Below are 25,644 nucleotides of genomic sequence, written 5' to 3' on the forward strand. Positions count from 1 at the left end.
GAACATCCGCCCCGGCACGCGTCAGGTGCGTAGACCCGCCAGCACGACCTCGAGCAGCCGCTCGTTCTGCTCGGCCGTGCCGGTCGCCGACATGCAGATGCCGCCGACCAGGCGCAGCAGGTCGTCGCCGCTGACGTCGGCCCGCACCGCCCCGGCCTCCTGCGCGCGCCCGAGCACCCGGGTCGCCGCGGCCGAGAGCCGCTCGCGCAGCTGCAGCTTCAGCCCCGGGTCGCGCTCGAACGCCTCCTGCAGCTCCTTGAGCAGGTTGCGCTTGTTCGAGGCGTAGGTCGCGTAGGCGTGCAGCCAGCGCGTGAGCCCGGCGTAGGCGTCCGGCATCTCCTCGGCCTCGTCGACGGTCGCGATGAGGGTGTCGATCTCCTCGGCGTAGACCGCCTCGACCAGGTCGATCCGCCGCGGGAAGTGGCGGTAGAGCGTTCCGACGCCCACGCCGGCCCGCCTCGCGATGTCCTCGATGGCCGCGTCGTGGGCCCGCTCGGCGAACTCCTCGCGCGCGGCGGCCACGAGCCGGTCGTAGTTGCGGCGCGCGTCCGCCCGCATGGGTCGGGGAGCGGTCGCCGGCGTGGTCACCCCTCCATGGTGCCACGTCATCCGAGAAGAGGAGTGGACAACCGGAGGAACCCTCCGTATGGTTAGCGGAGGCAGTCTCCGTTTCCTAGCCGAAGGGCCCTCGCCATGGCTGAGGCCACACTCGAGAGCGTCACCGCCCTCCCCACCGCTCCTCCCGCTGCTCCAGCCGCACCGCCCCGCCGGACGCTGCTCCTGGCCGTGATCCTCCTGACCCAGCTGATGGTCGTGCTGGACGGGACGATCGTGAACGTCGCGCTGCCCGAGCTCCAGCGCGCGCTCGACTTCACCCCGGCGCGTCTGTCGTGGGTCATCAACGCCTACGCGCTCACGTTCGGCGGACTGCTGATGTTCGGCGCGCGGTGCGGCGACATCCTCGGCCGGCGCCGCGCCTTCCTGCTCGGCATCGTCGTGTTCGTGGTCGGCTCGCTGCTCGGCGGCGTGGCCACGCAGGACTGGATGCTGCTGTTGGCCCGCGGCGTCCAGGGCGTCGGTGGCGCGCTCGCCGCGCCGGCCGCGCTGGCGCTGCTGACCACTGCGTACCGCGACCCCGCCGAACGCGTACGCGCCCTGGGCCTGTACGCAGCGGTCTCGGTCGGCGGCGCCGCCACCGGCCTGCTCGCCGGAGGAGTGCTGACCGAGTACGCGTCGTGGCGCTGGGTCTTCCTCGTCAACCTGCCGTTCGGGCTGGCGGCCCTCGTCGTCGGCTCGCGCGTGCTCGGTGAGACGGCGCGCGCCCGCGTGTCGTTCGACGTCGCCGGCGCGCTGACCTCCACCGCCGGCGTCGGCTCGCTCGTCTACGGACTGGTCGAGAGCACGTCGGCCGGCTGGGGGTCGCCGCGTACGCTCGTGCCGCTCGCCCTGGGCGCGGCGCTCCTCGCCACCTTCGCCCTCGTCGAATCCCGTGCGGCGCAGCCGATCCTGCCCCTCCGTCTGCTGGCGAGCGCGCCGCGCTCCGGCGCCAACGCCGCCCGCGGGCTCCTCTACGCCGGTGCCTACGGCATGTTCTTCTACCTCACGCAGTTCCTGCAGGAGGTACGCGGGTTCTCGCCCGTCGAGGCCGGCCTGGCCTTCCTGCCGCTGCCGCTCTCGGTCTTCACGGCCTCGCAGCTCACCGCCCGGTGGCTCTCGGTGCGCTACCCGGCCCGCCTGCTGATGCTCGCCGGGCTCACGATCTCCGGCGTCGGGCTGGCGCTCGACACCCAGCTCTCGCCTGGCACGCCGTTCGCGCTGGTGCTGGTGAGCCTCGTGCTGTTCGGCTTCGGCAACGGCATCTCGTTCGTGACGCTGACCGGTGCCGCGATCTCCGGTGTGGCACCCGAGGACGCGGGAGCCGCGTCCGGTCTGGTCAACGTGTCGCAGCAGCTCGGCGCGGCGCTCGGGGTCGCCCTGCTAGTGACCGTGTTCGGGCGCTCGGCGGACTTCGGCGTGCACACCGCTGCCGGCGTCCTCCGCTTCACCACCGGGATCGACCACGTCTTCCTCGGCGCGACGCTGTTGGTCCTGGGCTCGCTCGCCATGATCTCCGTAACAAACCGCCGACAGGGCTGACGTTACGGGGGTCCGCCTGTTGACACCCGCCCGTTCGCCGTTGATCCCCGAGTTCAGTGGTACATAACGGCCCCGACCTGCGCGTTCAGGCGGTCAGTGCAACACCTCGCCGAGTGCTTGTGATGGTGTCCTGAAGCCAAGGGTCTGTCGAGGGCGCTCGTTCAGCTCACGCGCGATGACGTCGAGGTCGTCCTGGCTAAGCGTGCGGAAGTTGAGGGTCCGAGGCAGGTACTGGCGCAGCATACCGTTGGTGTTCTCATTGCTGCCTCGCTGCCACGGCGATTTCGGGTCGCAGAAATAAACAGTCATTCTATTCTTGGCGGAGAAGCGTTGATGCTGCGCCATCTCGTGCCCGAGGTCCCAGGTCAGCGACTTCGCCAGATGGTGCGGCAGCGTGGTGATGGCGGCCGCGAGGGCATCGGCGACGGCGTCGGCCTGGTGGTCCCCGCGCGGCAGTGCCACGAGCATCAGGTAGCGGGCCGAGCGCTCGACCAGGGTCGCGACCGGGCTCATCGCCCGGCCGAACACCAGGTCGCCCCCTCAGTGCCCGGGCACTGCCCGGTCGTGCGCTTGGGCGGGACGCTGGGAGATGTGCAGCGTGTTCGGCCGCCCACCGCGCCCGTCGGGGAGCCGGACGCCTCGAGTACCCGGGAGACCCGACCATCAGGTCTCACACGAGAGCATCTACCTCAGCTTCTACGTGCAGTCCCGGGGCGCGCTAGTAAGGAGCTCACCCGCTACCTGCGCTCCGGGCGGGTGCTGCGTCGCCCGCAGCCAGCCGGCGATCTGCGCAGGTGACCACCGGTGCTCCAGTCTGTCCTGCACGACCCGCCGCAGCTCGGTGTTGACCGCGAGCTTGCAGCGCTTCGGCCGCGCTGCCCGGACCCAGGCGTCCTGATCCGCGCGAGCGGCTCGGTAACGGCATCGACCGCCGTGACGAGCGACTTCACGGCAGACCGTCGAGGGCGCCCGGCCCAGCTCACTAGCTATTCGGCGCAGCGATTTCCCGGCGGCCAGCCCACGGGAGATCTCCTCCCTTTCCTGGAGCCCTAAACGGTCACGGGCACGCTGCCGCGGCTCCCGACGCACTCCGCCACAACGAATCAGGTAAGCCCGCACCGTGCCCGGGCACAGCCCGAGCGAGCGGGCCGCGGGCTGGGCCGCCACCCCCGATCGCAGGCACCCACAGCGCGTCGACGGTCTCCGGCGTCAGCTTACGTAGTCACCATGCGGCACGACACCCTCCGTCCCTGGCGGATCCAACGAGTGTTGCGCTGACCCACTAGACCGCCCCCAAGATCGAACACTGACCGACGGCTTTGAGTAGAGCAGTCGATCCGGCGGGCCCCCCAAGGACTATCGCCGGCCCGAAGCTAGGAATAGCGACGGAAGTTCCAATCTCCTCCGTCTGCTGTCGTCACCTTGGAATGCTTCGCAGGTAAGCCCAGAGTTCCGGAGTCGTGCCATACGACTCTACGTCGGAGAAATTCATGTTGAGGCCACTGAGGAAGCCTTGATTCAGTCGGTACTCCTTTCCGTTATGCGTGACATCGCCCGACCTCTCCAGCGCAGCGAGCAACCTCCTTGCGCGTTCGTCCGTTCGAAGGATGTAGACCTGCAATTGTTCGCGGTCCGCCGCAAGGAAACCCGCCGGCACATGCTGCGTCCTGCGGAAGAAGCGAAGGAGGCGCCTTAGACTCCGATAGAGGTCGCGTTCGGCGTCCTCCGCTGCCAACTGCGGTCGCGCCTTAGCGTAGCGTTGGACCCACCCTTCGGTTTCTTCGGCAAATACTTGCAGCTTGGCGCCTCGCAGCGTGACTGTCTGATCCCAATTGGTTATAAAGACGTCAGCTGCGAGTGTGACGAAGTCGGTGGCTTCGATGTGACATTCGTCCGCTGTCAATGATGCGATAGACGCCTCAATACTGACTTTGGGACCGATTTGAATTGTTCTTCCTCGAACCTCTACCTCGCGATCCGTGTCCACGGTTGTGTCGCGCAAGCGTTCGGGAAGTCGCAGTGCACTACTGCTCCCGTCAACGGGCACGAGTATGCGATTGTGCTGCACTCCGTCAATGTTTGTATCCACTATGAGGTTGCCCTCGTCGGCTCGTATCGAGAGCTCGCATGAGAAACGTACTCGAGAGTCTTGGCGAAGGTACAAGGACGACAAGACAAGGTCGACCAATCCTGCGGGTAGAGCGGCCTTCCGTTCCTCGAGTAAAGCTAGGGCAAAGGGCCCCAGCCCGCTGCTCATCTGATTCTTGTCGCTTCTGATCCTGGACTGCACCTCTCGACCTCGCTCACCGGTAGCATCATCAAGAAGCATGGTGGCGACAGCAAAGTCTTGAAAGACTGGGCTAACAAACGTCGTCGAGTTACTGATGAATGGGTGATTCGCGAGTTGGCTGTCAACTGCCTCTTCGTAAGAAGCGCGCAGGGGCTCCGGTATATGCACTAGTCGATCCGGCCGTGGTTGCCGCAGCATCGTCAATGACAGCAAGCGGTCGCACTGCTCCGCAGGTGTGTATATGAGCTCGAGGGCCTCAAGGCTGTCAAACATCGCCCTCGTCGGGTCGTCTACCCAATTCTGGATGAATTTGTCCTGCTCTCGCTGCAAAAGTCGTATGTTCAAGGACGTTAAGAGGCTCCACTCTCGTAGCGCCCCGCCCACTTCCACAGGTACGTCGAGTGCCCGATGGTCAGACACTGCCAGAAAGGACGCTAACCCCTCCAATACGGGGCTATAGCCGAGAAGCCGCCCTCCGTCCAGCGCTTCCCAAGTCGCGTCAATCGATGCGTAGCCGAGCGCATTGGCGAGGCGCTGGTACAGCGAAGCCTTCGCCGCCTCGAAAGGCCGACGATGTGTGCGATGAACCAAAGGGCTCTGCGCCCTTTGGTAAAGAGAGTCAAGCTTGCGGTCCAGGTATTCATCCGACTGTGATCGCGTGAAGTAATTCAATTCGAATTCACGCAGGCCGACGCCCTCGTTCTCGAAGACATACCTCACCCAGTTGGAGGTTTCGGCTCGAGCGAAGAGTACAACATTGCCGTCCGCGATTGACGTGCGGAGATACCGGCATAAACCTGTCAAAAAGGCAACGAAAGCTGTTTCGCCACTCGTAACATGGATTTCGTCCAGTGCGTCCAAGATCAAAGCCGATCTACCAGCCCGTAGGTCCCTCCGAAACTGCAGACCTGCTTCTTCGCCGAGAGCCTCTTCGAGTAGCCCTAGGAAACTACCGTCTCCGACGCGTCGCCCGGCGAGGTCTGCGTAAAGCGCTCCGCTCGTCGCGGCGATCGCCATTGCAGACGTCGACTTTCCTGCGGCGGCTGGAGCGGTGATCAAAGTGGCACGTGCGTCAGCGTCCGCTCTGAGTAAGGTCAGGTTTGGCGGGACGTAATCTTGTTTCTGTTCCACATCATCTTGGAAGCCTGAACCGGTCGCCTGCACGTATACGGCATCGCCGACACGCGGGAGCCCCTCAGCTAGCTCAATGACATTCAACTGCTTCTCCCATGTCGGTACGCGCGGCGTTCGATCCGGTCACGACGGCCAGACCGATGCTGACCTTGCCGCTGACTGTAGGAGAGGTGGTCCTGTCAGTCCACCACTGGAGCGTGTCTTCTGCCGACCGGGCAGACGCCGTGGGGTGAGCACCCTGCCGAGGCTGCCTCACTCAGGTACGCCACGGAGTCGCTGTTCAGTTCTGGTCTTGTTGTCGCGTCAAGCCTGAAGGGGCGCCATCGACCCCCTATCAGCGAGAGTCACTCGACGAATGTCCCTGATCGCTGCTGTCTCGAGGCGACTTGCTGTTCGCTCTGTCGGGTCGCCGACTCGCCGTCGCGCCGGGTCAGGCCGGCTACGCATGCAGCGTCCGCAGGATCCGCAGCAGTTCGGCGCGGTCCGCCTCCGGCAGGCGGCCGAACAGCCGACCCGCCTCCTCGGCGCGCGCTGCGCGCATCGCCTCCTGGAGCTCGCGGCCTGCGTCGGTGAGCGCGACGAGGGTCGCGCGGCGGTCGGCCGGATCCGTACGCCGCTCGGCCAGCCCGCGCTCGGCCAGCGTGTCGACGACCTCGGTCGCCGAGCGCGCCGCGATGCGCAGCCGCTCCGCGAGCGCGCTGAGCCGCACCGGGTCGCCGGAGGCGATGGCGCGCAGGGCACGGGCGTGCGAGGGGGAGAGGTCCCACGCGGCCAGGCCGACCATCGACTGTCGGCGCAGCGTCTTGGACACCGACCAGAACGCGTCGGCGAGTTCGGCGTCGGTGGGCTGCTCGTGCGCGGCGTGCTCGGGAATGGCGGCGGCCTCCTCGCGGTTGGGTGGATAGTGAGGTAACCTCAGCAACGAGGACCTCGTCCCACATCTTCCCTCGCAGGAGGTCGCCCCACGTGGCAGGACATCCCCAGCGCGGCTCAGACCGCCGCCCCACCGGCCAGCAGCGCGCCGCCGAGAAGCAGCAGGCCCAGCAGGTCTCGCTGCGCCGCATCGCGCGGCTCTTCACGCCCTACGGACTCCAGCTCACCACCGTCTCGGCGACCATCGTCGCGAGCTCGCTCGCGGGTCTGGCCTCGCCGTTCCTGCTCCGTGCGCTGCTCGACTCCGCGATCCCGCGGCAGGACGTCGGCCTGCTCGTCGGCCTCACGCTCGCGATGGTCGGCATCACCGCGGCGACCGCCGCGCTCGGCGTCGTGCAGACCTGGATCAGCACCCGGGTCGGTCAGCAGGTGATGCACCGGCTCCGGACCGACGTCTTCACGCACCTGCAGCGCCAGTCGCTCGACTTCTTCACGCGCACCCGCACCGGCGAGGTGCAGTCGCGCATCACCAACGACATCGGCGGCATGCAGTCGGTCGTCACCTCGACCGCGACCTCGATCGCCTCGAACCTCACGACCACGGTCGCGACAGCGGTCGCCATGGTGGCGCTCTCGTGGCGGCTCTCGCTGCTCACCCTGCTGGTCATGCCGCCGGCGGTCCTGCTCAGCCGCCGCGTCGCGCGCATGCGCCGCACGATCACGGCCGAGCGGCAGCGCGAGCTCGCCGACCTCAACGTGACGATCGAGGAGAGCCTCTCGGTCGGCGGCGTACAGCTCAGCAAGACCCTCGGCACCAGCCGCCACCTCGTCGACCGGTTCACGCGCTCGTCGGAGCGCCTGGTCGACCTCGAGCTGCGCTCCGACCTCGCCGGCCGCTGGCGCATGGCGTCGATGAGCATCGTCTTCGCGGCGATCCCGGCGCTGATCTACCTTGCCGCGGGGCTCCCTGCGACCTCGGGCGGCATGACCATCGGCACGCTGGTCGCCTTCACCTCGCTGCAGGCCGCGCTGTTCCGGCCGCTGATGGGCCTGCTCGACGTCGGGGTCAGCCTGACCAGCTCGCTCGCGCTGTTCGCCCGCATCTTCGACTACCTCGACCTGCCCGTGGAGATCGCCGACCCGGTGGAGCCCAGGCACGTCTCGCCGCGCGAGGTCCGCGGCGACCTGCGCTTCGAGGACGTCACCTTCGCCTACGAGGGCTCCGACACCGCCGCTCTCGCGGGCATCAACCTGTCTGTGCCGGCGGGGTCGTCGTTGGCCCTCGTCGGCGAGACCGGCTCGGGCAAGACGACCCTCGCGTCCCTCGTCTCCCGCCTGCACGACCCGACCTCCGGGCGCGTGACCATCGACGGCATCGACCTGCGCGACCTCCGGCTCGAGGACCTCGCCGGCATCGTCGGGGTCGTCAGCCAGGACACCTACCTCATCCACGCGACCGTGCGCGAGAACCTGCGCTACGCCAAGCCTGACGCCACCGACGCCGAGATCGAGCGGGCCGCCCGCGCCGCGCAGATCCACTCGCTCATCGAGGGGCTGCCGCTGGGCTACGACACCGTGGTGGGCTCGAACGGCCACCGCTTCAGCGGCGGCGAGAAGCAGCGGATCGCCATCGCGCGTACGCTGCTCCGCGACCCGCGGGTGCTCGTCCTCGACGAGGCCACCAGCGCCCTCGACAACGAGACCGAACGCGCTGTGCAGCAGGCGTTCGACCGGCTCGCCGAGGGTCGCACGATCCTCACCATCGCCCACCGGCTCTCGACGGTCCGGCACGCCGACCAGATCGCGGTGCTCTCCGCGGGGCGAGTGGTCGAGACAGGTACGCACGACGACCTCCTCGCCGTCGACGGCACCTACGCAGCCCTCGCCGCCTGACGCGCGTGTCCGGCTGCTCCTCTCGGGCCGCTGCGTGTGCACTTCAAGCTGTCCTGGCGACACGAGACGCACACACAACGGTTCAGCCATCTGCCAAGCTGCGGGCATGCCATCGCCAGACCACGAGCTGGGGATTCGTCTCGCGGCCATGGACTGGCTGCGAGTGCGGACGAACGACGGCCTGGACACGATCACGTTCGAGGAACTGCGTGAGTTCGAGTACGGGGGCGGACGCGTGCCGCTCATGGACGCGCAGCGTGGCATCCGCAAGCCGCAGAGCCTCGGCGCGGCGCTCTCCATCCGGACCGTCTACCGCCGGGAAGGCGCCGAGCGTCCGTACGAGGACGGGCTGCGTCCCGATGGGCTCATCGACTACAAGTGGCGTGGCGACGACGGCAACCACTCGGAGAACCGGGCCCTGCGCGCGGCGATGGAACAGCACCTCCCACTCATCTGGTTCGTGGGCATCGCACCGGGCGTCTACCAGGCTGCCTTCCCTGTCTACTTCGTCGCTGAGGAACCCGAGAAGCAGCAGTTCGTCGTCTCGCCGGAGAGAGACATCCGCCTCGGTGGCAGCCCAGTGGAGGAGCACCTCAAGCGGTACCTGCTGCGAGAGACCAAGCAGCGTCTGCACCAGCCGGTGTTCCGCGCGACGGTGATGCGGGCCTACGAGACGCGCTGCGCCGTGTGTGCCCTGCGGCATGCTCAGCTCCTCGATGCGGCGCACATCGTGCCGGACAGCGATGAGTCGGGCATCGCCTCGGTCCGCAACGGGCTGGCGCTCTGCAAGATCCACCATGCTGCGTACGACAGCCACATCTTGGGCATCCGGCCGGACCATGTCGTCGAGATCCGAGCTGACCTTCTCGACGAAGTGGATGGGCCGATGCTTCAGCACGGCCTGAAGGAGCGGCACGGGCAACCGCTGATGAAGGTCCCCTCGGTACGCCGGGAGCGCCCCGACCGGGAACTGCTGGAGATCGGCTATCGGCGATTCCTCTCGGCGTCCTGAGATCGGCGCTTGCGTGTGCGTTCTGCGTCGTGGTGCCGACACGACATGCACACACGAGTCGAGGGCCATCGGGTGTCGTCAGGGGTCGCGCCTAGCGTCCGCTGCATGGACGCCCTGCCGCCGACTCCGGCCCCCTCGTCCGAAGCTGCTCGTCGCCTGCTGTCACGCACGAAGCGGCGGGACACCGCGCCGGAGATCGCCGTACGCCGGTGCCTGCGCGAGCTGGGCATCGGCTACCGGGTGGACCCGACGCCCGAGGGACTGAGCCGGCGTCGGCGCGCTGACATCGTCATCTCGCGCGGCCGAGTAGCGGGCTTCGTCGACGGCTGCTTCTGGCACTCGTGTCCCGTGCACCTGCACCCGCCGAAGGCGAACGCGGAGTGGTGGCGGCTCAAGCTCGCCTCCGTCGTCGAGCGCGACCGCGACGACGACCGGCAGTTGCTGGCGGCCGGGTGGCTGCCCGTACGCGTCTGGGAGCACGAGGACCCGGCAGATGCAGCGCTGCGCATCGCCCTCGCGGTGGAGGACCGCCGCGGGCGGTGAGGGCGGCTACGGCAGCATCGTGCACGCGCGGGAGCAGCGCCGGGGCGTACCCGACCAGCCACCGCGCCGCAGCCCGACCACCACCTGCGACGCGACACCGCATCGCCGCGCCAGGACGTCGGACCATCCGAACCGCAGGGTGACCTCCGCGGCCAGTGCGGCGGCATTGTCACGCTCCATGTCGCGGTGGCGCCCGGCGACGTCGGAGTGGCCCAGCCGTCCGTCCAGCTCGACCAGCAAGCCGTAGCCGCGGTAGTCGACGTCACGGAACACTCGTCCACGCGCGCCCCGGGCCGGCGACTGCCGCACCCCGACCGGCAACCCGTGAGCTCGCTCGACTCCGTGCAGGTAGTGCATCTCCAGGGCTGAATGAGCCCCGCTCGTCGCGGCGTCGAGCGCGAGGAGCAGCTCCTTCCTGAACCGCAGGCGCTCCCGGCGGCCCGCCTCCGCGGCGACGAGCGCGGGGGTGGTCAGCCGCCGCTGCACCGCCGAGCCCGCCACTGCCAGCACCTCGTCGAGCCGGGACGCGGAGGAGGCGAGGTCGACCACGGTCGCCTCGACGGTGGTCACAGCGGGCGTACGGGTCGGGTGCACGAGGGGAGCCAGCTGCCGCGTACGCGTCACCTGCAGTCCGGGCACCACAGGTGCCCGTCGGGTGGCTGGGATGCGCACGTGCACGGCCGGGCTGGGTGAGGGTGCCAGGTCCCACATCGCCGCTGCGGAGGCGTGGCTCAGCACCGCGCCAGGACCGGCCGCCAGCAGTCGACCCCATGCCTGAGCCGGCGCCGGCACCGGACCGGAGTGGACGTAGAACACCCCTGGCCACAGCACCTGCCACCGCCCTCGCGACACCTTCCAGCGCAGCGAGGCGATCGTCTCGCCGGAGGTGAGCGCCTGCGCGCGGGTCACCACACCCGCCCGTCGCGCCGACTCCATGCGTCCGAGGATGCCGGGGATGCTGACCCGAGAGGGCGAGCTCGACCGGCACCTGTGGACAGCGTGTGCAGCAGGTGTCACCACGACGACGCGACCTGCACACCCAGCGGGTTGGGTCAGCGGTTGAGGGACTGCCAGTGGCCGGGTGGGACACCCACCTCGCGGCGGAAGAACGCCGAGAATGCAGACGCGTCGGGGAAGCCGAGCCGGGTGGTCACTTGCGCGGCAGTGAGGCCGTCGTGCGCGAGCAGGCGCTTGGCCTCCGTGACCAGCCGCTCGTCGATGACGTCCTTGGCGGTGCGGCCCGTGGCGCGGAGCGCGGCGCGGGAGAGGGTACGCGGTGCGACCCCCAGCGCCCGGGCGTAGGACCCGGCGTCGTGCCGCCCGGCGAAGCCGCGCTCGAGCGCGGCCTGGAAGCGGCGGAACAGCTCGTCGCCGGACGGGGCCAGCGACACGGGCGGCTGGAGCCGGGCGAGCAGAACCGCCAGCAGGCAGCCGAGCACCTCCGGGCCGGGGTCTTCGGACGAGCACTCCTGCTGCAGGTGCTCCACCGCAGCGGTCGCCAGCGGCAGGGCGTCCGCCCGCACCGGCCAGCAGCCCGCGCGACCCGGCACCGACGTGAGCTCCCGCGCCGACGGGGTCGCCGGCGCGGTCGGGGTGAAGAGCACGAGCGCGCCTTCCAGCGACGTGATGTCGAGCCACCGGTGGACGACGCCCGGCCCGACCCACAGCGCGTCACCCGGCCCGAGTCCCCGGCCGGCGAAGTCGAGCGCCACCGAGCCCGCGCCGCCGGTCACCAGCGCCAGCACGTGGAAGTCGCCGCGCTGGGTGGCGCCGCGGTCGAGCTCGCGCAGCCGTGAGAACGACATCACCTCGACCGGCGCCGAGGCGTCGGCGGGCGGTGAGTAGGTCAGCTGCCGGATCGGGGCCACGTGTCCATCTTCCTCAATGCGCGGTCCATCGTCGCTCATGACGCTGGGATGACGGAGCAGTGGACTGGCGGCAGGTCGAACGACGGCCGTGAAGCACCAGGAGGAGAGCCAGCGTGACCACCGACACGACGACACCACTGCCCACTTTCGACCACCGCCCCGGCCGCGGTCCCGCGCTCGTGCTGCTGCACTACTGGGGCGGCTCGGCCCGCACGTGGACCCCGCTGCTGGACCACCTCGGCGACCGGGAGACCGTAGGCATCGATACGCGCGGCTGGGGCCGCTCGCGCGCGCTGCCCGGCCCCTTCGACCTGCACCGCCTCGCCGACGACACCGCCGCCGTCATCGAGTCGCTCGGCCTGGCCGACTACGTCGTGGTCGGCCACTCCATGGGCGGCAAGGTCGCCCAGGTCCTCGCCGCCAGGCACCCCGCCGGCCTTCGCGGACTCGTCCTCGTCGCGCCCGCACCAGCCCGGCCGGCCGACGAGGTGACACCCGCCTACCAGGCGCAGCTCGCCACCGCGTACGACAGCGCCGAGTCCGTCGCCGGCGTCCGCGACGCCGTGCTGACCGCGACCGCCCTGCCGGGCGAGCTCGGGACCCAGGTCGTCGAGGACTCGCTGGCGAGCGGCAGTGAGTACGCGCGTACCGAGTGGCCGCTGCGCGGCATCGCCGAGGACGTCAGCGCCGAGACCGCGCGCATCGGCGTACCCGTGCTCGTGGTCGCCGGCGAGCACGACCGCGTCGAGCCGGTGGCGGTGGTGCAGGCGCACCTGATGCCGTTCCTCCAGCACGGCCGACTGACCGTGCTCCGGGGGAGCGGGCACCTGGTCCCGCTCGAGGCGCCGGCGGAGCTGGCTCGGGCCATCGCCGCGTTCCTCGACTGAGGCCTCGCTGTGTCCGAGGCGACGCGGGCATCGGCGCAGGTCGGCGGGCGATGGGTTCGGACACAGGGACAGCCCCAGGTGCAGACTGCTGCCGTGGGCACGCTCAAAGTCGGCACGGCGTCGTGGACGGACAAGACGCTGCTCGAGTCGGGCTGGTACCCGAGCGACGCCACGAGCGCCGAGGACCGGCTGAAGTTCTACGCCGAGCAGTTCCCGCTCGTCGAGGTCGACTCGACCTACTACACGCCGCCGAGCGAACGGAACAGCGAGGCCTGGGCCGCGCGGACCCCCGAGGGCTTCACCTTCAACATCAAGGCGTTCTCGCTGCTCACCCAGCACCCGACGCGGGTGTCCGCCCTCTACAAGGAGCTGCGTCCCGAGACGGAGAAGAAGAGCGTCTACCTCAAGGACCTCGACGACAAGGCGGTCGACGAGGTCTGGGCCCGCTTCCTCTCAGCCCTCAACCCGCTCGCCGACGCCGGCAAGCTGGGCGTCATCCTGCTGCAGTTCCCGCCGTGGTTCACCGCGAGGAGCAGTAACCGCGACTACATCCTGCAGTGCAAGGAGCGGGTGGAGCCGTGGCGGATCGCGGTGGAGTTCCGGCACAAGTCGTGGTTCGAGGACGAGAAGAACACCGACCGTACGCTCGACTTCCTGCGTTCCTACGGCCTGCCGTTCGTCTGCGTCGACATGCCGCAGGGCCACACGTCGTCGATCCCTCCGGTGGTGGCGGCGACCTCCGACCTGGCTGTCGTCCGCTTCCACGGGCACAGCGACAAGTGGACCTCGAAGGACATCTACGAGCGGTTCGGCTACGAGTACTCCGAGCCCGAGCTGCGGGAGTGGGCGCCGAAGCTCGAGGGGCTCGCCGAGAAGGCCGAGACCGTGCACGTGCTGATGAACAACTGCTACCGCAACTACGCGCAGGTCAACGCGCGCCAGCTGGCGGACATGCTGCCGGACGCCTGAGGCCTCGAACAGCGCCGCGGCCGTCGCGCTCGGTGTCGGCGGACGCCTCGACCGGCACGCCGTGCCAGCAGGTGCGCCGGCAGCCGCAGGCCTTGACCGCAACTGGCCCGCCACGTCGGGTTGTCGCCATGAGTGGGTACCTCGGGTTCGTTCGTCGCAACGTCTCGTCGCAGGTGGATCGGCAGATGGGGAGCCCGGCCTGAGCACTGGTTGCAGGACGAAGGACTGCTCCCAGCGTACCCGCGGAACGCCCGGTTCGCGGGGACGCCCCCGCGTGCGAGACCATGGCGGCAGCGACCCGTACGTCACACCGAGCGAAGGAGCCACTTGAGCCACCCACACCCCGAGCTCGGACGCCCGCCGAAGCTGCCCCGCGGAGGCCTGCGCGTCACCGCGCTGGGCGGTCTCGGCGAGATCGGCCGCAACATGACGGTGCTCGAGCACGAGGGCAAGCTGCTGGTCATCGACTGCGGCGTGCTCTTCCCCGAGGAGCACCAGCCCGGCGTCGACGTGATCCTCCCGGACTTCTCCTCGATCCGCGACCGGCTCCAGGACATCGTCGCGGTCGTGCTCACCCACGGCCACGAGGACCACATCGGGGGGGTGCCCTACCTGCTCAAGGAGCGGCAGGACATCCCGGTCGTGGGCTCCAAGCTGACGCTGGCCTTCATCGAGGCCAAGCTCAAGGAGCACCACATCATCCCCAAGCTGGTCGAGGTCAAGGAGGGCCAGCGCCGCGGCTTCGGCCCGTTCGACCTCGAGTTCGTCGCGGTCAACCACTCCATCCCCGACGGCCTGGCGGTCGCCGTGCGCACCGGCGCCGGCCTGCTGCTGGCCACCGGCGACTTCAAGATGGACCAGTTCCCGCTCGACAACCGCATCACTGACCTGCGCGCCTTCGCGCGGCTCGGCGAGGAGGGCGTCGACCTCTTCCTGACCGACTCGACCAACGCCGAGGTGCCGGGCTTCACGGTCAGCGAGACCGAGCTCAACCCGGCCATCGAGACGGTCTTCCGCACGGCGCCCCGGCGCGTCATCGTCTCCAGCTTCGCGAGCCACGTGCACCGCATCCAGCAGGTGCTCGACGCGGCCGCCAAGTACAACCGCAAGGTCGCCTTCGTCGGCCGCAGCATGGTCCGCAACATGGGCATCGCGCGCGAGCTGGGCTACCTCGACGTCCCCAAGGGCCTGGTCGTCGACCTCAAGCAGCTCGAGAAGATGCCTGACAAGCAGATCGCGCTGGTCTGCACCGGGTCGCAGGGCGAGCCGATGGCCGCGTTGAGCCGCATGGCCAACCGCGACCACATGATCCGCATCGGCGAGGGCGACACCGTCCTGCTGGCGAGCAGCCTGATCCCGGGCAACGAGAACTCGGTCTACCGGGTCATCAACGGGCTCACCCGCTGGGGCGCCAACGTCGTCCACAAGGGCAACGCCAAGGTGCACGTCTCGGGCCACGCGAGCGCCGGCGAGCTGGCCTACTGCTACAACATCGTGCAGCCGAGCAACGTCATGCCGGTCCACGGCGAGTGGCGCCACCTGCGGGCCAACGGCGACATCGCGATCAAGACCGGTGTCGAGCCCGACCGCGTGGTGCTCGCCGACAACGGCGTGGTCGTCGACCTCGTCGATGGGCGCGCCAAGGCGGTCGGCAAGGTCGCGGCGGGCTACGTCTACGTCTCCGGCACCACGGTCGGCCAGGTCACGGAGGCGTCCCTCAAGGACCGTCTGACGCTGGCCGCCGAGGGCGTGATCACGGTCGTAGCGATCGTCGACACGCGTACGGGCCAGCTGGCCGAGCCGCCGGACTTCCTCGTGCGCGGGTTCGCCCACGACACCGAGGCCGTCGAGAAGTCGGTGCCCGCGATCGAGGCCGCGCTGGCCAAGGCCGCCGGCGAGGGCGTCGGCGACCGGCGCCAGCTCGAGGAGCTGATCACCCGAGCGGTCGCGCAGTGGGCGTGGCGCACGCACCGGCGCAACCCGATCGTCCTGCCGGTGGTCATCGAGGAGTAGCCCCCTGCGCGCCGACTACGATGTCGAGTCCCCGACGCGCGGAGGAGCCGCACGCATGGCGATCCACCCGCAGGAGCAGGCGCGGCTCGCGGGCCGCCCCGCCTCGCCGGGGAACGCCGCCGAGCCGGTCTTCGCCGTCCGCGGGCTCTGGAAGGTCTACGGCCCGAAGGCCGGCGCGCTCCTGACCTCGCCGGAGCTCAAGGCGCTGTCGGCGCCGGAGCTCAAGGCGCGTACGGGTGCGGTGGCCGCCGTGCGCGACGTCAGCTTCGACGTCGTGCCCGGCGAGGTGTTCGTCGTGATGGGCCTGTCGGGCTCGGGCAAGTCGACCCTGGTCCGCTGCCTGACCCGGCTGGTCGAGCCGACGGCGGGGGAGATCGGCTTCGAGGGCACCGACCTGCTCGACGCGGGCGCGGGCACGCTGCGCGACCTGCGCCGGCACAAGATGGCGATGGTCTTCCAGCACTTCGGCCTGCTGCCGCACCGCCGGGTGCTCGACAACGTCGCCTACGGCCTCGAGATCCGGGGCGCCGGGCGGGCCGAGCGCTACGCCCGCGCCCGCGAGGTGCTCGAGCTGGTCGGGCTCTCGGGCTCCGAGGGGTCCTACCCCGACCAGCTCTCCGGCGGCATGCAGCAGCGCGTGGGCCTGGCCCGCGCGCTCGCCGGCGACCCCGACGTGCTGCTCTTCGACGAGCCGTTCTCCGCGCTCGACCCGCTGATCCGGCGCGACATGCAGAACGAGGTGCTCCGCCTGCACCACGAGGTCGGCAAGACCCTCGTCTTCGTCACCCACGACCTGTCGGAGGCCCTGCGCCTGGGCGACCGCATCCTGATCATGCGCGACGGCGGGCTGGTCCAGCTGGGCACCGGCGCCGAGCTGGTCGGCGCCCCTGCTGACGACTACGTGCGCGACTTCGTCAGCGACATCCCCAAGGCCCAGGTCCTGACCCTGCGGTGGGTGCTGCGCGAGCCGCGCCCCGGCGACGACCTCGAGGGCCCGGTGCTCGGCCCCGACGTGCTGGTCAGCGCCGCGGCCCGTGCGGTGCTCGCCGACGACCGCACCGTACGCGTCGTCGAGCACGGGCAGCTGCTGGGCGTCGTGGGGCGCGAAGAGGTCGTCGCGGTGCTCGCGGGCGTCGACGACGCGACCTGATGGCCCTGCTCGACACCGTGCGCGCGGTCCCGCGCCGCACCACCACCCTCGTCCGGGTCGACCGGCGCGGCGCGGCGCTGCTGACGCTGGTCGCGTGGCTGGTGCTCTTCGCCTGGCTCAAGGGTCGCGACACGCTGCGGCTCGAGCAGTCCGACGTGACCGGCCTGCACACCTGGCTCAACACCGTCGACGACCGCGTCGGCGACGCCCGGCAGGACAACCCGGCCTTCCGCAACGTGGTCGGCGGCATCCGCGACACGATCGACGCGGTGGCCACCGCGCTGCAGCACCTGCTCTCCTCGCCCGTCGGCGACCGGCCGCTGCCCCTGGTCGGCTGGCTCGGCGTCGTCACGGTCGCCACGCTCGGCGCCTGGGCGGTGTCGGGTGTGCGGCTCGCGCTGCTGACGATGCTCGGGCTGCTGTTCATCGGCAGCCAGGGGCTGTGGCAGCCGAGCATGGACACGGTCGCCCTCACGCTCACCGCGGTGCTGTTCAGCCTCTTGGTCGGCATCCCGCTGGGCATCGCCACCGGGCTCTCACGCCGCGTGCGGCTGGTCGTGACCCCGCTGCTCGACCTCGCCCAGATCCTGCCGGCGTTCGTCTACCTCGCGCCGCTCGCGCTGTTCTTCTCGATCGGCCCGGCGTCGGCGACGATCGCCACACTGGTCTACGCCGCCCCGCCGGTGGTCCGCCTCACCGCCCTCGGCATCACCGAGGTGCCGCGCGCCACGATCGAGTCGGCGACCTCGCTCGGCGCCACCCGGTGGCAGGTGCTCCGCACCGTCCAGCTGCCCAGCGCCCGCCGCACCATCGTCGTGGGCATCAACCAGACGGTCATGGCCGCGCTCGCGATGGTCACCATCGCCGCGCTCATCGACGCGCCCGGGCTGGGCCGCGTGGTGCTCGACGCGCTCAACCACCTCGACATCGGCACGGCCTTCAACGGCGGGCTGGCCATCGTCGTGCTCGCGGTCGTGTGCGACCGCGTCACCACCGCCGCGCGCCGGCCGCGCACGCAGGTCGGCGGCGGCCCCCGCGTACGCCTCGCCGTCACCGTGCTCGCGACGGCGCTCGGAGCCCTCGCCGTCTACCTCAGCTACACCTACCTCTGGGCGGCCCGCTTCCCGGCGAGCCCCGACCTCGGCACGCCGATCGAGGAGCGCACGACCACGGTCGTCGACTGGGTGCAGGCGCACTTCGGCGGGGCGACCGGCTGGGTCAAGGACGAGGTCACCCGCGGGGTGCTCGACCCGGTGCAGAGCCTGCTCGTCGACTCGCCGTGGTGGCTGACCGCCGCCGCGCTGGTCGCGCTGGCCGCGATCGTGGGCAGCGCCCGGGCCGCGCTGACCGCCGCCGTGTGCGTCGGACTCATCATCGGCACCGGGCTGTGGTCCGACGCGATGGCCACCTTGGCGGCCACCCTGCTCGCGACCGCCGTCGTCGTCGTCCTCGGCGTGGTGCTCGGCGTCTGGATGGGGCGCAGCCCGCGGGTCGACCGCACGATCCGGCCGGTCCTCGACGCCGCCCAGGTCATGCCGGCGTTCGTCTACCTGGTGCCCTTCGTCGCGCTGTTCGCCGCGAGCCGCTTCACCGGCATCGCCGCGGCGGTCGTCTTCGCCGCGCCCGTGGTGCTCAAGATCGTGGCGGACGGCATCGCGGGGGTGCCCCGGGCCGCGGTCGAGGCAGCCACCGCGGCAGGGTCCAGCACGTGGCAGACCGTGACAAAGGTGCAGTTGCCGATGTCGCTGCGTACCCTCGTGCTGGCGACCAACCAGGGGCTCGTCTACGTCCTGTCCATGGTCGTGGTCGGCGGCCTGGTCGGCGCCGGGGCGCTGGGCTTCGACGTCGTGTCGGGCTTCCGCCAGGAGAAGTGGTTCGGCAAGGGGATCGCCGCAGGTGTGGCCATCGTCCTGCTGGGCGTTCTGCTCGACAGGGTGCTGCAGGCCGCCGCGGCCCGCGCACCACAAGCACCGCGAGAGAGGCACCGCGCTCCATGAGGCTCATCCCACGTCGACGACCCGTCCGCCTGTTCGCCACCCTCGCCGCAGCGGGGCTGGTGGCTGCTTGCGGGGGCACGAAGGTGGGCTCGGAGCCCGACGCCGCAGGCGGCACCGCCTCGGCGGGCGGCTCGAGCGCAGGCGCGAAGGCGCCGTGCGGCAACGTCAACCTGGCGGTCTACAACTGGGTCGGCTACGAGGCCGACGCGGCCGTCTTCAGCTACGTCGCCCGGCAGCGCCTCGGCTGCACGGTCACGGAGAAGAACCTCGACGAGCAGGTCTCGTGGCAGGGCTTCGGCACCGGCGAGGTCGACGCCGTGCTCGAGAACTGGGGCCACGAGGACCTGGCCAAGAAGTACATCACCGACCAGAAGGTCGCCCAGGACCTCGGGCCCGACGGCAACACCGGCAAGATCGGCTGGTACGTGCCGCCCTGGTTCGCGGAGGCGCACCCTGACGTGCTCGACTGGAAGAACCTCAACAAGTACGCCGCGATGTTCAAGACCTCCGAGTCGGGCGGCAAGGGCCAGCTGCTCGACGGCGACCCCGGCTTCGTGACCAACGACGAGGCCCTGGTCAAGAACCTCAAGCTCGACTACAAGGTCGTCTACTCCGGCTCCGAGGCCGCCCTGATCGCCAGCTTCAAGCAGGCGGAGGCGGCCAAGAAGCCGCTGATCGGCTACTTCTACGAGCCGCAGTGGTTCCTCTCCGAGGTCGCGCTGAAGAAGGTCGCGCTCCCCGCGTGGACCGAGGGCTGCGACGCCGACGCCGCCAAGGTGGCGTGCGACTACCCCGACTACACGCTCAACAAGGTCGTGAGCACCAAGTTCGCCCAGAGCGGCAGCCCGGCCTACGACCTGGTCAAGAACTTCCGGTGGACCAACGACGACCAGAACCTCGTCGCGAAGTACATCGCGGAGGACAAGCTGAGCCCCGAGGCGGCCGGCAAGAAGTGGGTCGAGGCCAACCCCGACAAGGTCGCCGCCTGGCTGGGCGGCTGACCGGCCGGTCGGCGGCCAGCGGCTAGGCCGGCAGGCTCGCCCCGTGCCGGTCGCGCGCCTTGAGCCGCACGCTCGGCAGGGCGGGCGCCGGCAGCCGTTCGGCGTCGCAGCGCACGACGCCGAACCGGTCGCCGTGCTCCCATTCCTCGCGCGCCTGCACGACCTCCTCGTGCGTGCGGGCGACGAAGTTCCACCACATGACCAGCGGCTCCTCGAACGGCTCCCCGCCGATGACGAACAGCCGGGCCGGCTGACCGCTGGTGACCTCGAGCAGCCGCGAGCCCGGCGGCACGTAGAGCAGCGACCCCGGCTCGAGGGCCAGGCCGTCGACGGTCGCCGCGCCGGTCAGCACCAGCACGCCGTGCTCGAAGGCCGGGTCGAGCTCGAGCCGCAGGGGCGCCGACGCGTCGGTGCCGAGCTCCAGGGCGAGCAGCGGCGAGTGCACCTGCGCGGGGGAGTGCACCCCTGCGTACGCGCCGACGACCACGGTCGCACGGCCGCCCTGGAGCGCGACCTGGGGAAGCTCGGCGTGGTGCTCGAACCGGGGCGCGGTGCCGCGGGCGGAGTCGGGCAGCGCGATCCAGAGCTGCAGCCCGTGCATCGTCGGCGGGTGGTCGGCCGGTGACATCTCCGAGTGCGAGATGCCGCGACCGGAGGTCATGAGGTTGAGCTGGCCGGGCCGGATCGCCTGGTCGTGCCCGACGCTGTCGCGGTGGACGATCTGGCCCTCGACCAGCCAGGTGACGGTCTGCAACCCGCAGTGCGGGTGGGGCGCCACCTGCATGCCCGGCCGCCCGCTGACGTCCTCGGGCCCGAACGCGTCGACGAAGCACCAGGCGCCGACCATCCGGCGCGGGCGCTGGGGCAGCAGGCGGCGCACGGTGGTGTAGCGGCCGAGGGGTACGTCGTGGCCCGCCAGCAGCACGCTCTCGGCGTCGGTCACGGGCGAGGGGTCGGCGGGCAGGACGCGCGGCTGGGGGCTCACCGGGCCATTGTCCCGCCGGACGCGGAACGGCCGCCGCGGTTGCCCGCGACGGCCGTCCGTTCCAGCGTGTCGAGCGTCAGCTCACCGGCACGCCCTGCAGGCGCACGGGGCCCTGCGTGGGGTCGAGCTCGGTGGCCTGGCTGACCCCTGCGGGCGTCAGCACGTCCATGACCTTGGGCGCCGTGCCCGGGTCGATGGAGCAGATCGGGCTCGACACCGAGGCGCTCGCGCAGAGCCCGAACTGGTAGTCCTGCGGCAGCGGCTGGAAGCCACGGGCCTGGTCGGGGCTGAACCCGTCCTGACCGTGCAGCGCGACCGTGAACTTCCACCCGGCGCCCGGCGTGCCGCCCAGCGCCGCCTTCGGGATCACCACCGCGATCGTCTTGCTGATCGAGCTGGAGATCACGGTGACCGCGCCCTGGTTGGTGCCGGCCGCGTCGATGAACACCGGCGACACGAAGCCCTGGATCTCCAGGCGCTTGGTCCAGGCCGAACCGGGGTCGATCGTGAAGTTGCGCGACGCCGGCCCGGGGGAGGTCGAGGTCGTGCCGCCACCCGGCTGCTGGACGTAGATGTCGAGCAGCTGGGCGCCGATCGGCGAGCCGAACGTCGGCGTCAGGTCGCCCAGCGTGGAGCGCAGGGTGACGGTGTCGCCGCTGTCGATGACCTCGAAGCGCCGCAGGTCGTAGGCACCGGCGTGGAAGTCGGCAGCGAGCGGGTACGCGTAGGTCCCCGGCCCGTTGTCGTCGCCCGTCGGGTCGGTCACGTCGAGCACCGTGGTGCCCGGGATGAACGACGAGACCACGGTGACCCGCGCGACACCGGTGGCGCCGGCCAGCTCGGCCGCCGCGCTGATGTCAGTGGTCCCCGGGCCGGTGGGCACGTCGGCGCTGAAGGAGCCGTCGGAGCCGGCGGTCACCACGACGTCGGTCGCGCCGGTCTCGGAGCCCTCGAGCAGGGCCTGCACCGTCACGGTCGCGCCGGGCGCGGTCGTGCCGGTGACGGTGGTGGTGGCACCGGTGACCTCGGTGGCGTTGGCCGGCGAGGTGATCGTGACCGGCACCGCCGCGACCGCGCCGTGCAGGTAGCGGGCCTTGACCGCGGCCGGCTGCTCGACGACGGTCCCCGTCGCGATGGCGCGCGCCAGGCGTACCTCCTGGGCCTGCGCCCAGGTCAGCGGCGAGGCAGAGCCGGCCGCCTTGCCGGTCTGGAAGCCGATCGACGCGATGGCCGGGTCGGTGCCGTAGGGCGACTTGGGCAGGCTCGGGTCCTCCCACGCCTGCTCGGGCACGAGCCCGACTCCGGACGACGACGCGATCATCATCCGCAGCCGCTTGGCGGCCTCGGTGCGCACACCGCGGGCGATCTCGTCCTCGCCACGCTCACCGGAGAGCACCGGCCACACGTGCCCGGACCCCGCCTGCGAGGTCGGCCAGGGCTGGCCGTCGACCGGGCAGTTGGTCGGGTCGGCGACCCAGCAGTCGCCGTAGCCGTCCTCGGAGCCGGGGGTCGAGGTGCCGTAGCGGTAGTAGCCGCGCCCGGTGGGCATCGAGCGGCTGATGACCTTGTCGAGCAGCGGCACGGTGGCCCGCACGTCCGGGTCGTTCGGCGAGAGGATGCCGAGCCGCGTCAGCTCGAGGAAGCCGCCGTCGAGCACCGAGCGCTGGTCGGCCGTGACCGAGCCGTTGCCGAGGCCGTAGGAGACCGCCTCGTCGGGGTTGCCGTTCTTCGACAGGCGGATGAAGTAGCGCCCGTTGCCGTAGGTGCCGGTGGTCGTGACCGTCCAGGCCTTGATCTGGCGCTGGAACGAGTCGGCCGTCGCGCGGTAGAGCCGCGCCGACGCGGAGTCGCCCTGCTGGTCGGCGATCTTGGCAGCAGCGACCAGGCCGCCGATCTCGGCGGCGATCGTCGAAGGGGAGTAGCCGGACTGCTCCTCCCAGCGCTCGTTGCCGAACGACGGGCCGTGCGCCACGACGAAGTCGGCGGCCGGCTTGATGCCGGTGGTGTAGAGCTCCGAGTCGCCGCCGAGCCCTGCCTGCCACGCAGCCAGGATCGGGAAGGCGCTCTCGTCGAGCTGGTCGCCTGCGCTGTCGAAGTTCTTCTGGCCGTTGAGGAGCGAGTTGCGCGGGAACCTGCCGTCGGGCTGCTGCTGGTACTGGAACAGCCAGCGCACGATCGCCTGCTCGGTCGCGGTGTCGCCTGCGGCGAGGAAGCCCGTGAAGGCCTCGTAGAGGTCCCGGGCGAAGATCTCGCGGTAGGAGCCGAACCACACCGGCAGCCCGGTGTTGGCGTCGCGCGCACCTGCGTCGAGCGCCTGGCCCCAGGGGCTCGCGAGCGACGCGACGACCGCGCCGCGGAAGGTCTTGTCCTCGCTGGCCTTCAGGACGTTGACGCTGAGCCAGTACTGCGCCTTGGCCTGCGCGGCCGCGGCGGCCGACTGGCCGGGCAGCGTCGCGGGCGGCGGGTTCAGCTTGGCGTCGTACGTGTGCCACGTGTCCAGGTAGCCGCCGCGCAGGGAGGCGAACGGCGTACGCGCGCTCTTCCACGCGGTGTGCGCGGCGCGCCCCGCGTTGCGCGAGTCGTAGCCGAGCGCCAGCGTGAAGTCCTTGCCCGCGCTGAGCGCGATGCGCCCGGTCTGCACGACGTTGCCGTCGGCGGCCGGCGCCGCGTTGCTCGCCAGGCCGTGCGTCGCGTCGAGCTCGGTGAGCCCGTCGCTCGCGGTGCCGGCGTAGCCGTTGCGCACCGCGGTGAACGGTCGGTCGGCGGCCAGCGCGGCGTAGACGGGCTTGGCGTAGTCGCGGTTGACCGCCTGGGTCGCGGTGCTGGTGTCGGAGGCGACCAGCGCACTGCGGGACGCGTCGTACGTCGCGGTGTCGCCCCCCGCGTTGGCCTCGCCGCCGCCACCGTTGCCGTTGACCGTGGCGTCGTAGCGCACGTAGACCGAGAGGTTCTTGCGGCTCGTCACGAGCTTGGTGTGCATGACGACCGCGTCGGTCTTCGGGTCGGTGACGTACTCGGTGACCAGCTTGTAGCCGTGGGCCTTGCTGGTGCTGGTGACCTCGCACGACATGCCGGACACGTCGGTGGTCCGGACGGTGTACGTCGTGTCGCGGGTCTGCAGGTCGGTGAAGCTCGAGCCGTCGGTGACGACGTACTGCAGCGTCTCGACCTCGGTGTTGTCGATGGTCGGCCAGTAGACGTCGGACAGGACGCCGTCGGCGACGGTGAACCACACCTTCGAGCGGCCGTTCTGCGCCGTGCCGACGCAGTCCTTGCGGGCCAGGTCGAAGTGCGAGGAGGTGCCGCGCGCGGGAGCGCCAGCGGCCGCTGCCGGGGACGCGGCGCTCGCTGCGGGCGAGGCGCTGGCGGCGACCGGCGCGGCCAGCGCGCCCGAGAGTGCCAGGGCGCCCGCGGCGGTGAGGGCTGCCGGCTTCGGCCGGCGGGTGCGTGCCGGCGACTGCCGGCTGGAGAGTGGTGTCGGCGACTGCCGACGGCTGGTTCGCATGGGCACAACTAAGCACCGGGAGGACGGTTCGGCAAGGCCTTCTGCCGGAATCTTGCAGAGATTGACGTGATCTTGCGGGCCGCTCCGAGGTGGGTCCAGGGCCGCCGGCCGTGTGCGATAGTGACGCCCGTGTCAGTCGATGGAGACCTGGCGGTCGTCGGCGTCGTGGCCGCGGTCGCGGGCATCGGCGTGACGGTCGGGGTGGCGCTGCGTACCTGGCGGCTGCCCGAGCCGCTGCCCTGGCGGCGCTCCCTGCGCATCCCTACGGAGTCGCCCGCCGGCCGCGTGCTGGCACAGCTGGGCCGAGCCAGGGACACGGCTCGACGCGTGCTGGCTGCACTGGGCCGGCGCCCGCGCGAGAAGGACTACTCCGGCGACGGGCTGGTCGCCTTCGCCGCCGTCGCCTTCGTCGTGTTCGTCGCGCTCGCGGTCGCCTCCATCACCTTCGCCCGCATCGAGAAGGACGCGCTGCGGGTCGTCGCCGTCGCCTCCGTCGTGGCCAGCTGTGCGCTGGTCGGCGTGCTGCTGCGCTGGGGGTCGCGCATCCGCATGCGCCGTGCGCTGCCCTGGCTGGTGCTGGTCTTCCTCGGTGACGCCGGCATCGCGCTGGCGCCCGCCACCTTCGCGAAGCCGTGGTTCGCCCAGGGCCGCTTCGACCACCGCGCGCAATGGCTGCCGCAGCAGGGCGGCCTGCTCGACCGGGCCAAGGCGGCGCTGAAGATCTGGGACCTCGAGCTCGTCTTCCACGTGCTCGCGCAGTCGCTCGGGCTCACCATGCTGCTGGTTGCCGTCATCAGCTCGGCCGGCTACGTCGTGCGGCTCTCGCGGCGCACCCGGCCGCGCACCGGCGTGCGCTCGCTGGTCGGTGCCACGTCGCTGGTGGTCGTGGGCGCCGTCCTTGCGTCCGGTGCGCTCGCGACAGTCCCCGCGCGCCTCCTCGGGACCTCGGTGTGGGAGGCGAGCGCCTCGGAGTCGTCGGTGAGCGCCGAGTCGACGCCGCCGGTCGCGCTGCAGGCCGACGCGCGCGGCCGGGTGGCGCTGCTCTTCGCCCGCTGCGGCCGCGACCGGATCCTCGACCTCACGATCGACGGCAAGCCTGTCGGGCAAGCCTTCCTCGGCGTGCCGGCCACCTCGCCGGTGACCCGCATCGCGCTGCCCGCCGGCACCGGGACGATGACCGTGCGATTCCGCACGACCCGCAGCTTCTCGCGCACCGTCGTGTTCCCCAGCAGGCCCAAGCCCAAGGGCTTCCTGCCGGCCAAGCGCGGGGTCACCGTGCAGCAGTTCTCGAAGGCGGGCTACGCCTGTTGAGACGGCCGAGGGATTTTTGTACACCCTCTTGACCTAAAAACTCCGCCGGTCGGACAGTGGGCCGTCACGCCCACAGG

At 70.7% G+C, this 25,644-nt stretch carries 18 protein-coding genes and 1 pseudogene; 11 read left to right on the forward strand and 8 right to left on the reverse strand.

The window, feature by feature from the left end; genetic code table 11:
• Window positions 1-21: 21 nt before the first annotated feature.
• Entirely contained in the window at window positions 22-588 is a 567-nt protein-coding gene (locus tag CLV35_RS05845; RefSeq protein ID WP_231121539.1) for a TetR/AcrR family transcriptional regulator, read from the reverse strand.
• 105 nt (window positions 589-693) lie between these two features.
• On the opposite strand from CLV35_RS05845, the gene CLV35_RS05850 reads away from it, so the two are divergent.
• Window positions 694-2,136 carry an MFS transporter gene (locus tag CLV35_RS05850; RefSeq protein WP_121192536.1) on the forward strand — a complete coding sequence of 481 codons (1,443 nt, stop codon included), beginning with the start codon at window positions 694-696 and terminating at the stop codon, window positions 2,134-2,136.
• A 93-nt stretch (window positions 2,137-2,229) separates the two neighbouring features.
• Here the strand turns inward: CLV35_RS05850 and CLV35_RS21060 are convergent.
• The 3 genes and pseudogenes from CLV35_RS21060 to CLV35_RS05865 form a co-directional block, all read right to left on the reverse strand.
• Window positions 2,230-3,372: pseudogene (locus CLV35_RS21060) on the reverse strand (IS30 family transposase).
• A 181-nt stretch (window positions 3,373-3,553) separates the two neighbouring features.
• The gene (locus tag CLV35_RS19675; protein ID WP_147431889.1) at window positions 3,554-5,287 is read right to left on the reverse strand and encodes a hypothetical protein; all 1,734 of its coding nucleotides are present in this window, start codon (window positions 5,285-5,287) and stop codon (window positions 3,554-3,556) included.
• A 712-nt stretch (window positions 5,288-5,999) separates the two neighbouring features.
• A complete protein-coding gene (locus CLV35_RS05865) occupies window positions 6,000-6,482 on the reverse strand; it encodes a MarR family winged helix-turn-helix transcriptional regulator (protein ID WP_231121540.1) in 483 nt (160 codons plus the stop codon).
• A gap of 44 nt (window positions 6,483-6,526) precedes the next feature.
• Between CLV35_RS05865 and CLV35_RS05870 the strand changes: the two genes are divergently transcribed.
• From CLV35_RS05870 to CLV35_RS05880, 3 genes are all read left to right on the forward strand, one after another.
• Window positions 6,527-8,326 (forward strand): ABC transporter ATP-binding protein, encoded by a 1,800-nt coding sequence (locus CLV35_RS05870; RefSeq protein ID WP_121192539.1) that lies wholly within the window; start codon window positions 6,527-6,529, stop codon window positions 8,324-8,326.
• Between the two features lie 106 nt (window positions 8,327-8,432).
• A complete protein-coding gene (locus CLV35_RS05875; protein WP_231121541.1) occupies window positions 8,433-9,338 on the forward strand; it encodes an HNH endonuclease in 906 nt (301 codons plus the stop codon).
• Window positions 9,339-9,443: 105 nt separating this feature from the next.
• Window positions 9,444-9,881 (forward strand): PDDEXK family nuclease, encoded by a 438-nt coding sequence (locus CLV35_RS05880; RefSeq protein WP_121192541.1) that lies wholly within the window; start codon window positions 9,444-9,446, stop codon window positions 9,879-9,881.
• Between the two features lie 6 nt (window positions 9,882-9,887).
• Here the strand turns inward: CLV35_RS05880 and CLV35_RS05885 are convergent, their stop codons facing one another.
• Both CLV35_RS05885 and CLV35_RS05890 read right to left on the reverse strand, forming a co-directional pair.
• Window positions 9,888-10,817: a hypothetical protein gene (locus tag CLV35_RS05885; RefSeq protein WP_147431890.1), complete on the reverse strand. Its 930-nt coding sequence runs from the start codon at window positions 10,815-10,817 to the stop codon at window positions 9,888-9,890.
• 116 nt (window positions 10,818-10,933) lie between these two features.
• Window positions 10,934-11,749, reverse strand: coding sequence for an AraC family transcriptional regulator (locus CLV35_RS05890; protein ID WP_183061765.1), 816 nt, complete (start codon window positions 11,747-11,749; stop codon window positions 10,934-10,936).
• 113 nt (window positions 11,750-11,862) lie between these two features.
• On the opposite strand from CLV35_RS05890, the gene CLV35_RS05895 reads away from it, so the two are divergent.
• The 6 genes from CLV35_RS05895 (at window position 11,863) to CLV35_RS05920 (ending at window position 19,766) form a co-directional block, all read left to right on the forward strand.
• The gene (locus CLV35_RS05895) at window positions 11,863-12,636 is read left to right on the forward strand and encodes an alpha/beta fold hydrolase (protein ID WP_121192544.1); all 774 of its coding nucleotides are present in this window, start codon (window positions 11,863-11,865) and stop codon (window positions 12,634-12,636) included.
• Between the two features lie 93 nt (window positions 12,637-12,729).
• On the forward strand, window positions 12,730-13,605 hold the full coding sequence (locus CLV35_RS05900) for a DUF72 domain-containing protein (protein ID WP_121192545.1): 876 nt from the start codon (window positions 12,730-12,732) through the stop codon (window positions 13,603-13,605).
• A 327-nt stretch (window positions 13,606-13,932) separates the two neighbouring features.
• Window positions 13,933-15,618 carry a ribonuclease J gene (locus CLV35_RS05905; RefSeq protein ID WP_121192546.1) on the forward strand — a complete coding sequence of 562 codons (1,686 nt, stop codon included), beginning with the start codon at window positions 13,933-13,935 and terminating at the stop codon, window positions 15,616-15,618.
• A gap of 55 nt (window positions 15,619-15,673) precedes the next feature.
• Entirely contained in the window at window positions 15,674-16,768 is a 1,095-nt protein-coding gene (locus CLV35_RS05910) for a quaternary amine ABC transporter ATP-binding protein (RefSeq protein ID WP_121192547.1), read from the forward strand.
• Window positions 16,768-18,765 (forward strand): ABC transporter permease subunit, encoded by a 1,998-nt coding sequence (locus CLV35_RS05915; protein WP_121192548.1) that lies wholly within the window; start codon window positions 16,768-16,770, stop codon window positions 18,763-18,765. The genes CLV35_RS05910 and CLV35_RS05915 overlap by 1 nt, the downstream gene beginning before the upstream one ends.
• The gene (locus CLV35_RS05920; RefSeq protein ID WP_121192549.1) at window positions 18,762-19,766 is read left to right on the forward strand and encodes an ABC transporter substrate-binding protein; all 1,005 of its coding nucleotides are present in this window, start codon (window positions 18,762-18,764) and stop codon (window positions 19,764-19,766) included. The genes CLV35_RS05915 and CLV35_RS05920 overlap by 4 nt, the downstream gene beginning before the upstream one ends.
• A gap of 22 nt (window positions 19,767-19,788) precedes the next feature.
• On the opposite strand, the gene CLV35_RS05925 is transcribed toward CLV35_RS05920, so the two are convergent.
• Window positions 19,789-20,751: a pirin family protein gene (locus tag CLV35_RS05925; RefSeq protein WP_121192550.1), complete on the reverse strand. Its 963-nt coding sequence runs from the start codon at window positions 20,749-20,751 to the stop codon at window positions 19,789-19,791.
• A 76-nt stretch (window positions 20,752-20,827) separates the two neighbouring features.
• On the reverse strand, window positions 20,828-24,256 hold the full coding sequence (locus CLV35_RS05930; protein ID WP_121192970.1) for a glucodextranase DOMON-like domain-containing protein: 3,429 nt from the start codon (window positions 24,254-24,256) through the stop codon (window positions 20,828-20,830).
• 129 nt (window positions 24,257-24,385) lie between these two features.
• On the opposite strand from CLV35_RS05930, the gene CLV35_RS05935 reads away from it, so the two are divergent.
• Window positions 24,386-25,567: a hypothetical protein gene (locus CLV35_RS05935; RefSeq protein WP_147431891.1), complete on the forward strand. Its 1,182-nt coding sequence runs from the start codon at window positions 24,386-24,388 to the stop codon at window positions 25,565-25,567.
• Window positions 25,568-25,644 lie beyond the last annotated feature (77 nt).

The sequence above is a fragment of the Motilibacter peucedani genome (assembly GCF_003634695.1).
In the GTDB taxonomy this organism is placed as follows: Bacteria; Actinomycetota; Actinomycetes; order Motilibacterales; family Motilibacteraceae; genus Motilibacter; species Motilibacter peucedani.

What these genes read in the sequence shown, in the direction of transcription:
- CLV35_RS05850 (WP_121192536.1), top strand. Translation starts at nt 694, where the DNA reads ATGGCTGAGGCCACACTCGAGAGCGTCACCGCCCTCCCCACCGCTCCT.
- CLV35_RS05875 (WP_231121541.1), top strand. Translation starts at nt 8,433, where the DNA reads ATGCCATCGCCAGACCACGAGCTGGGGATTCGTCTCGCGGCCATGGAC.
- CLV35_RS05880 (WP_121192541.1), top strand. Translation starts at nt 9,444, where the DNA reads ATGGACGCCCTGCCGCCGACTCCGGCCCCCTCGTCCGAAGCTGCTCGT.
- CLV35_RS05885 (WP_147431890.1), bottom strand. Translation starts at nt 10,817, where the DNA reads ATGGAGTCGGCGCGACGGGCGGGTGTGGTGACCCGCGCGCAGGCGCTC.
- CLV35_RS05910 (WP_121192547.1), top strand. Translation starts at nt 15,674, where the DNA reads ATGGCGATCCACCCGCAGGAGCAGGCGCGGCTCGCGGGCCGCCCCGCC.
- CLV35_RS05915 (WP_121192548.1), top strand. Translation starts at nt 16,768, where the DNA reads ATGGCCCTGCTCGACACCGTGCGCGCGGTCCCGCGCCGCACCACCACC.
- CLV35_RS05920 (WP_121192549.1), top strand. Translation starts at nt 18,762, where the DNA reads ATGAGGCTCATCCCACGTCGACGACCCGTCCGCCTGTTCGCCACCCTC.
- CLV35_RS05930 (WP_121192970.1), bottom strand. Translation starts at nt 24,256, where the DNA reads ATGCGAACCAGCCGTCGGCAGTCGCCGACACCACTCTCCAGCCGGCAG.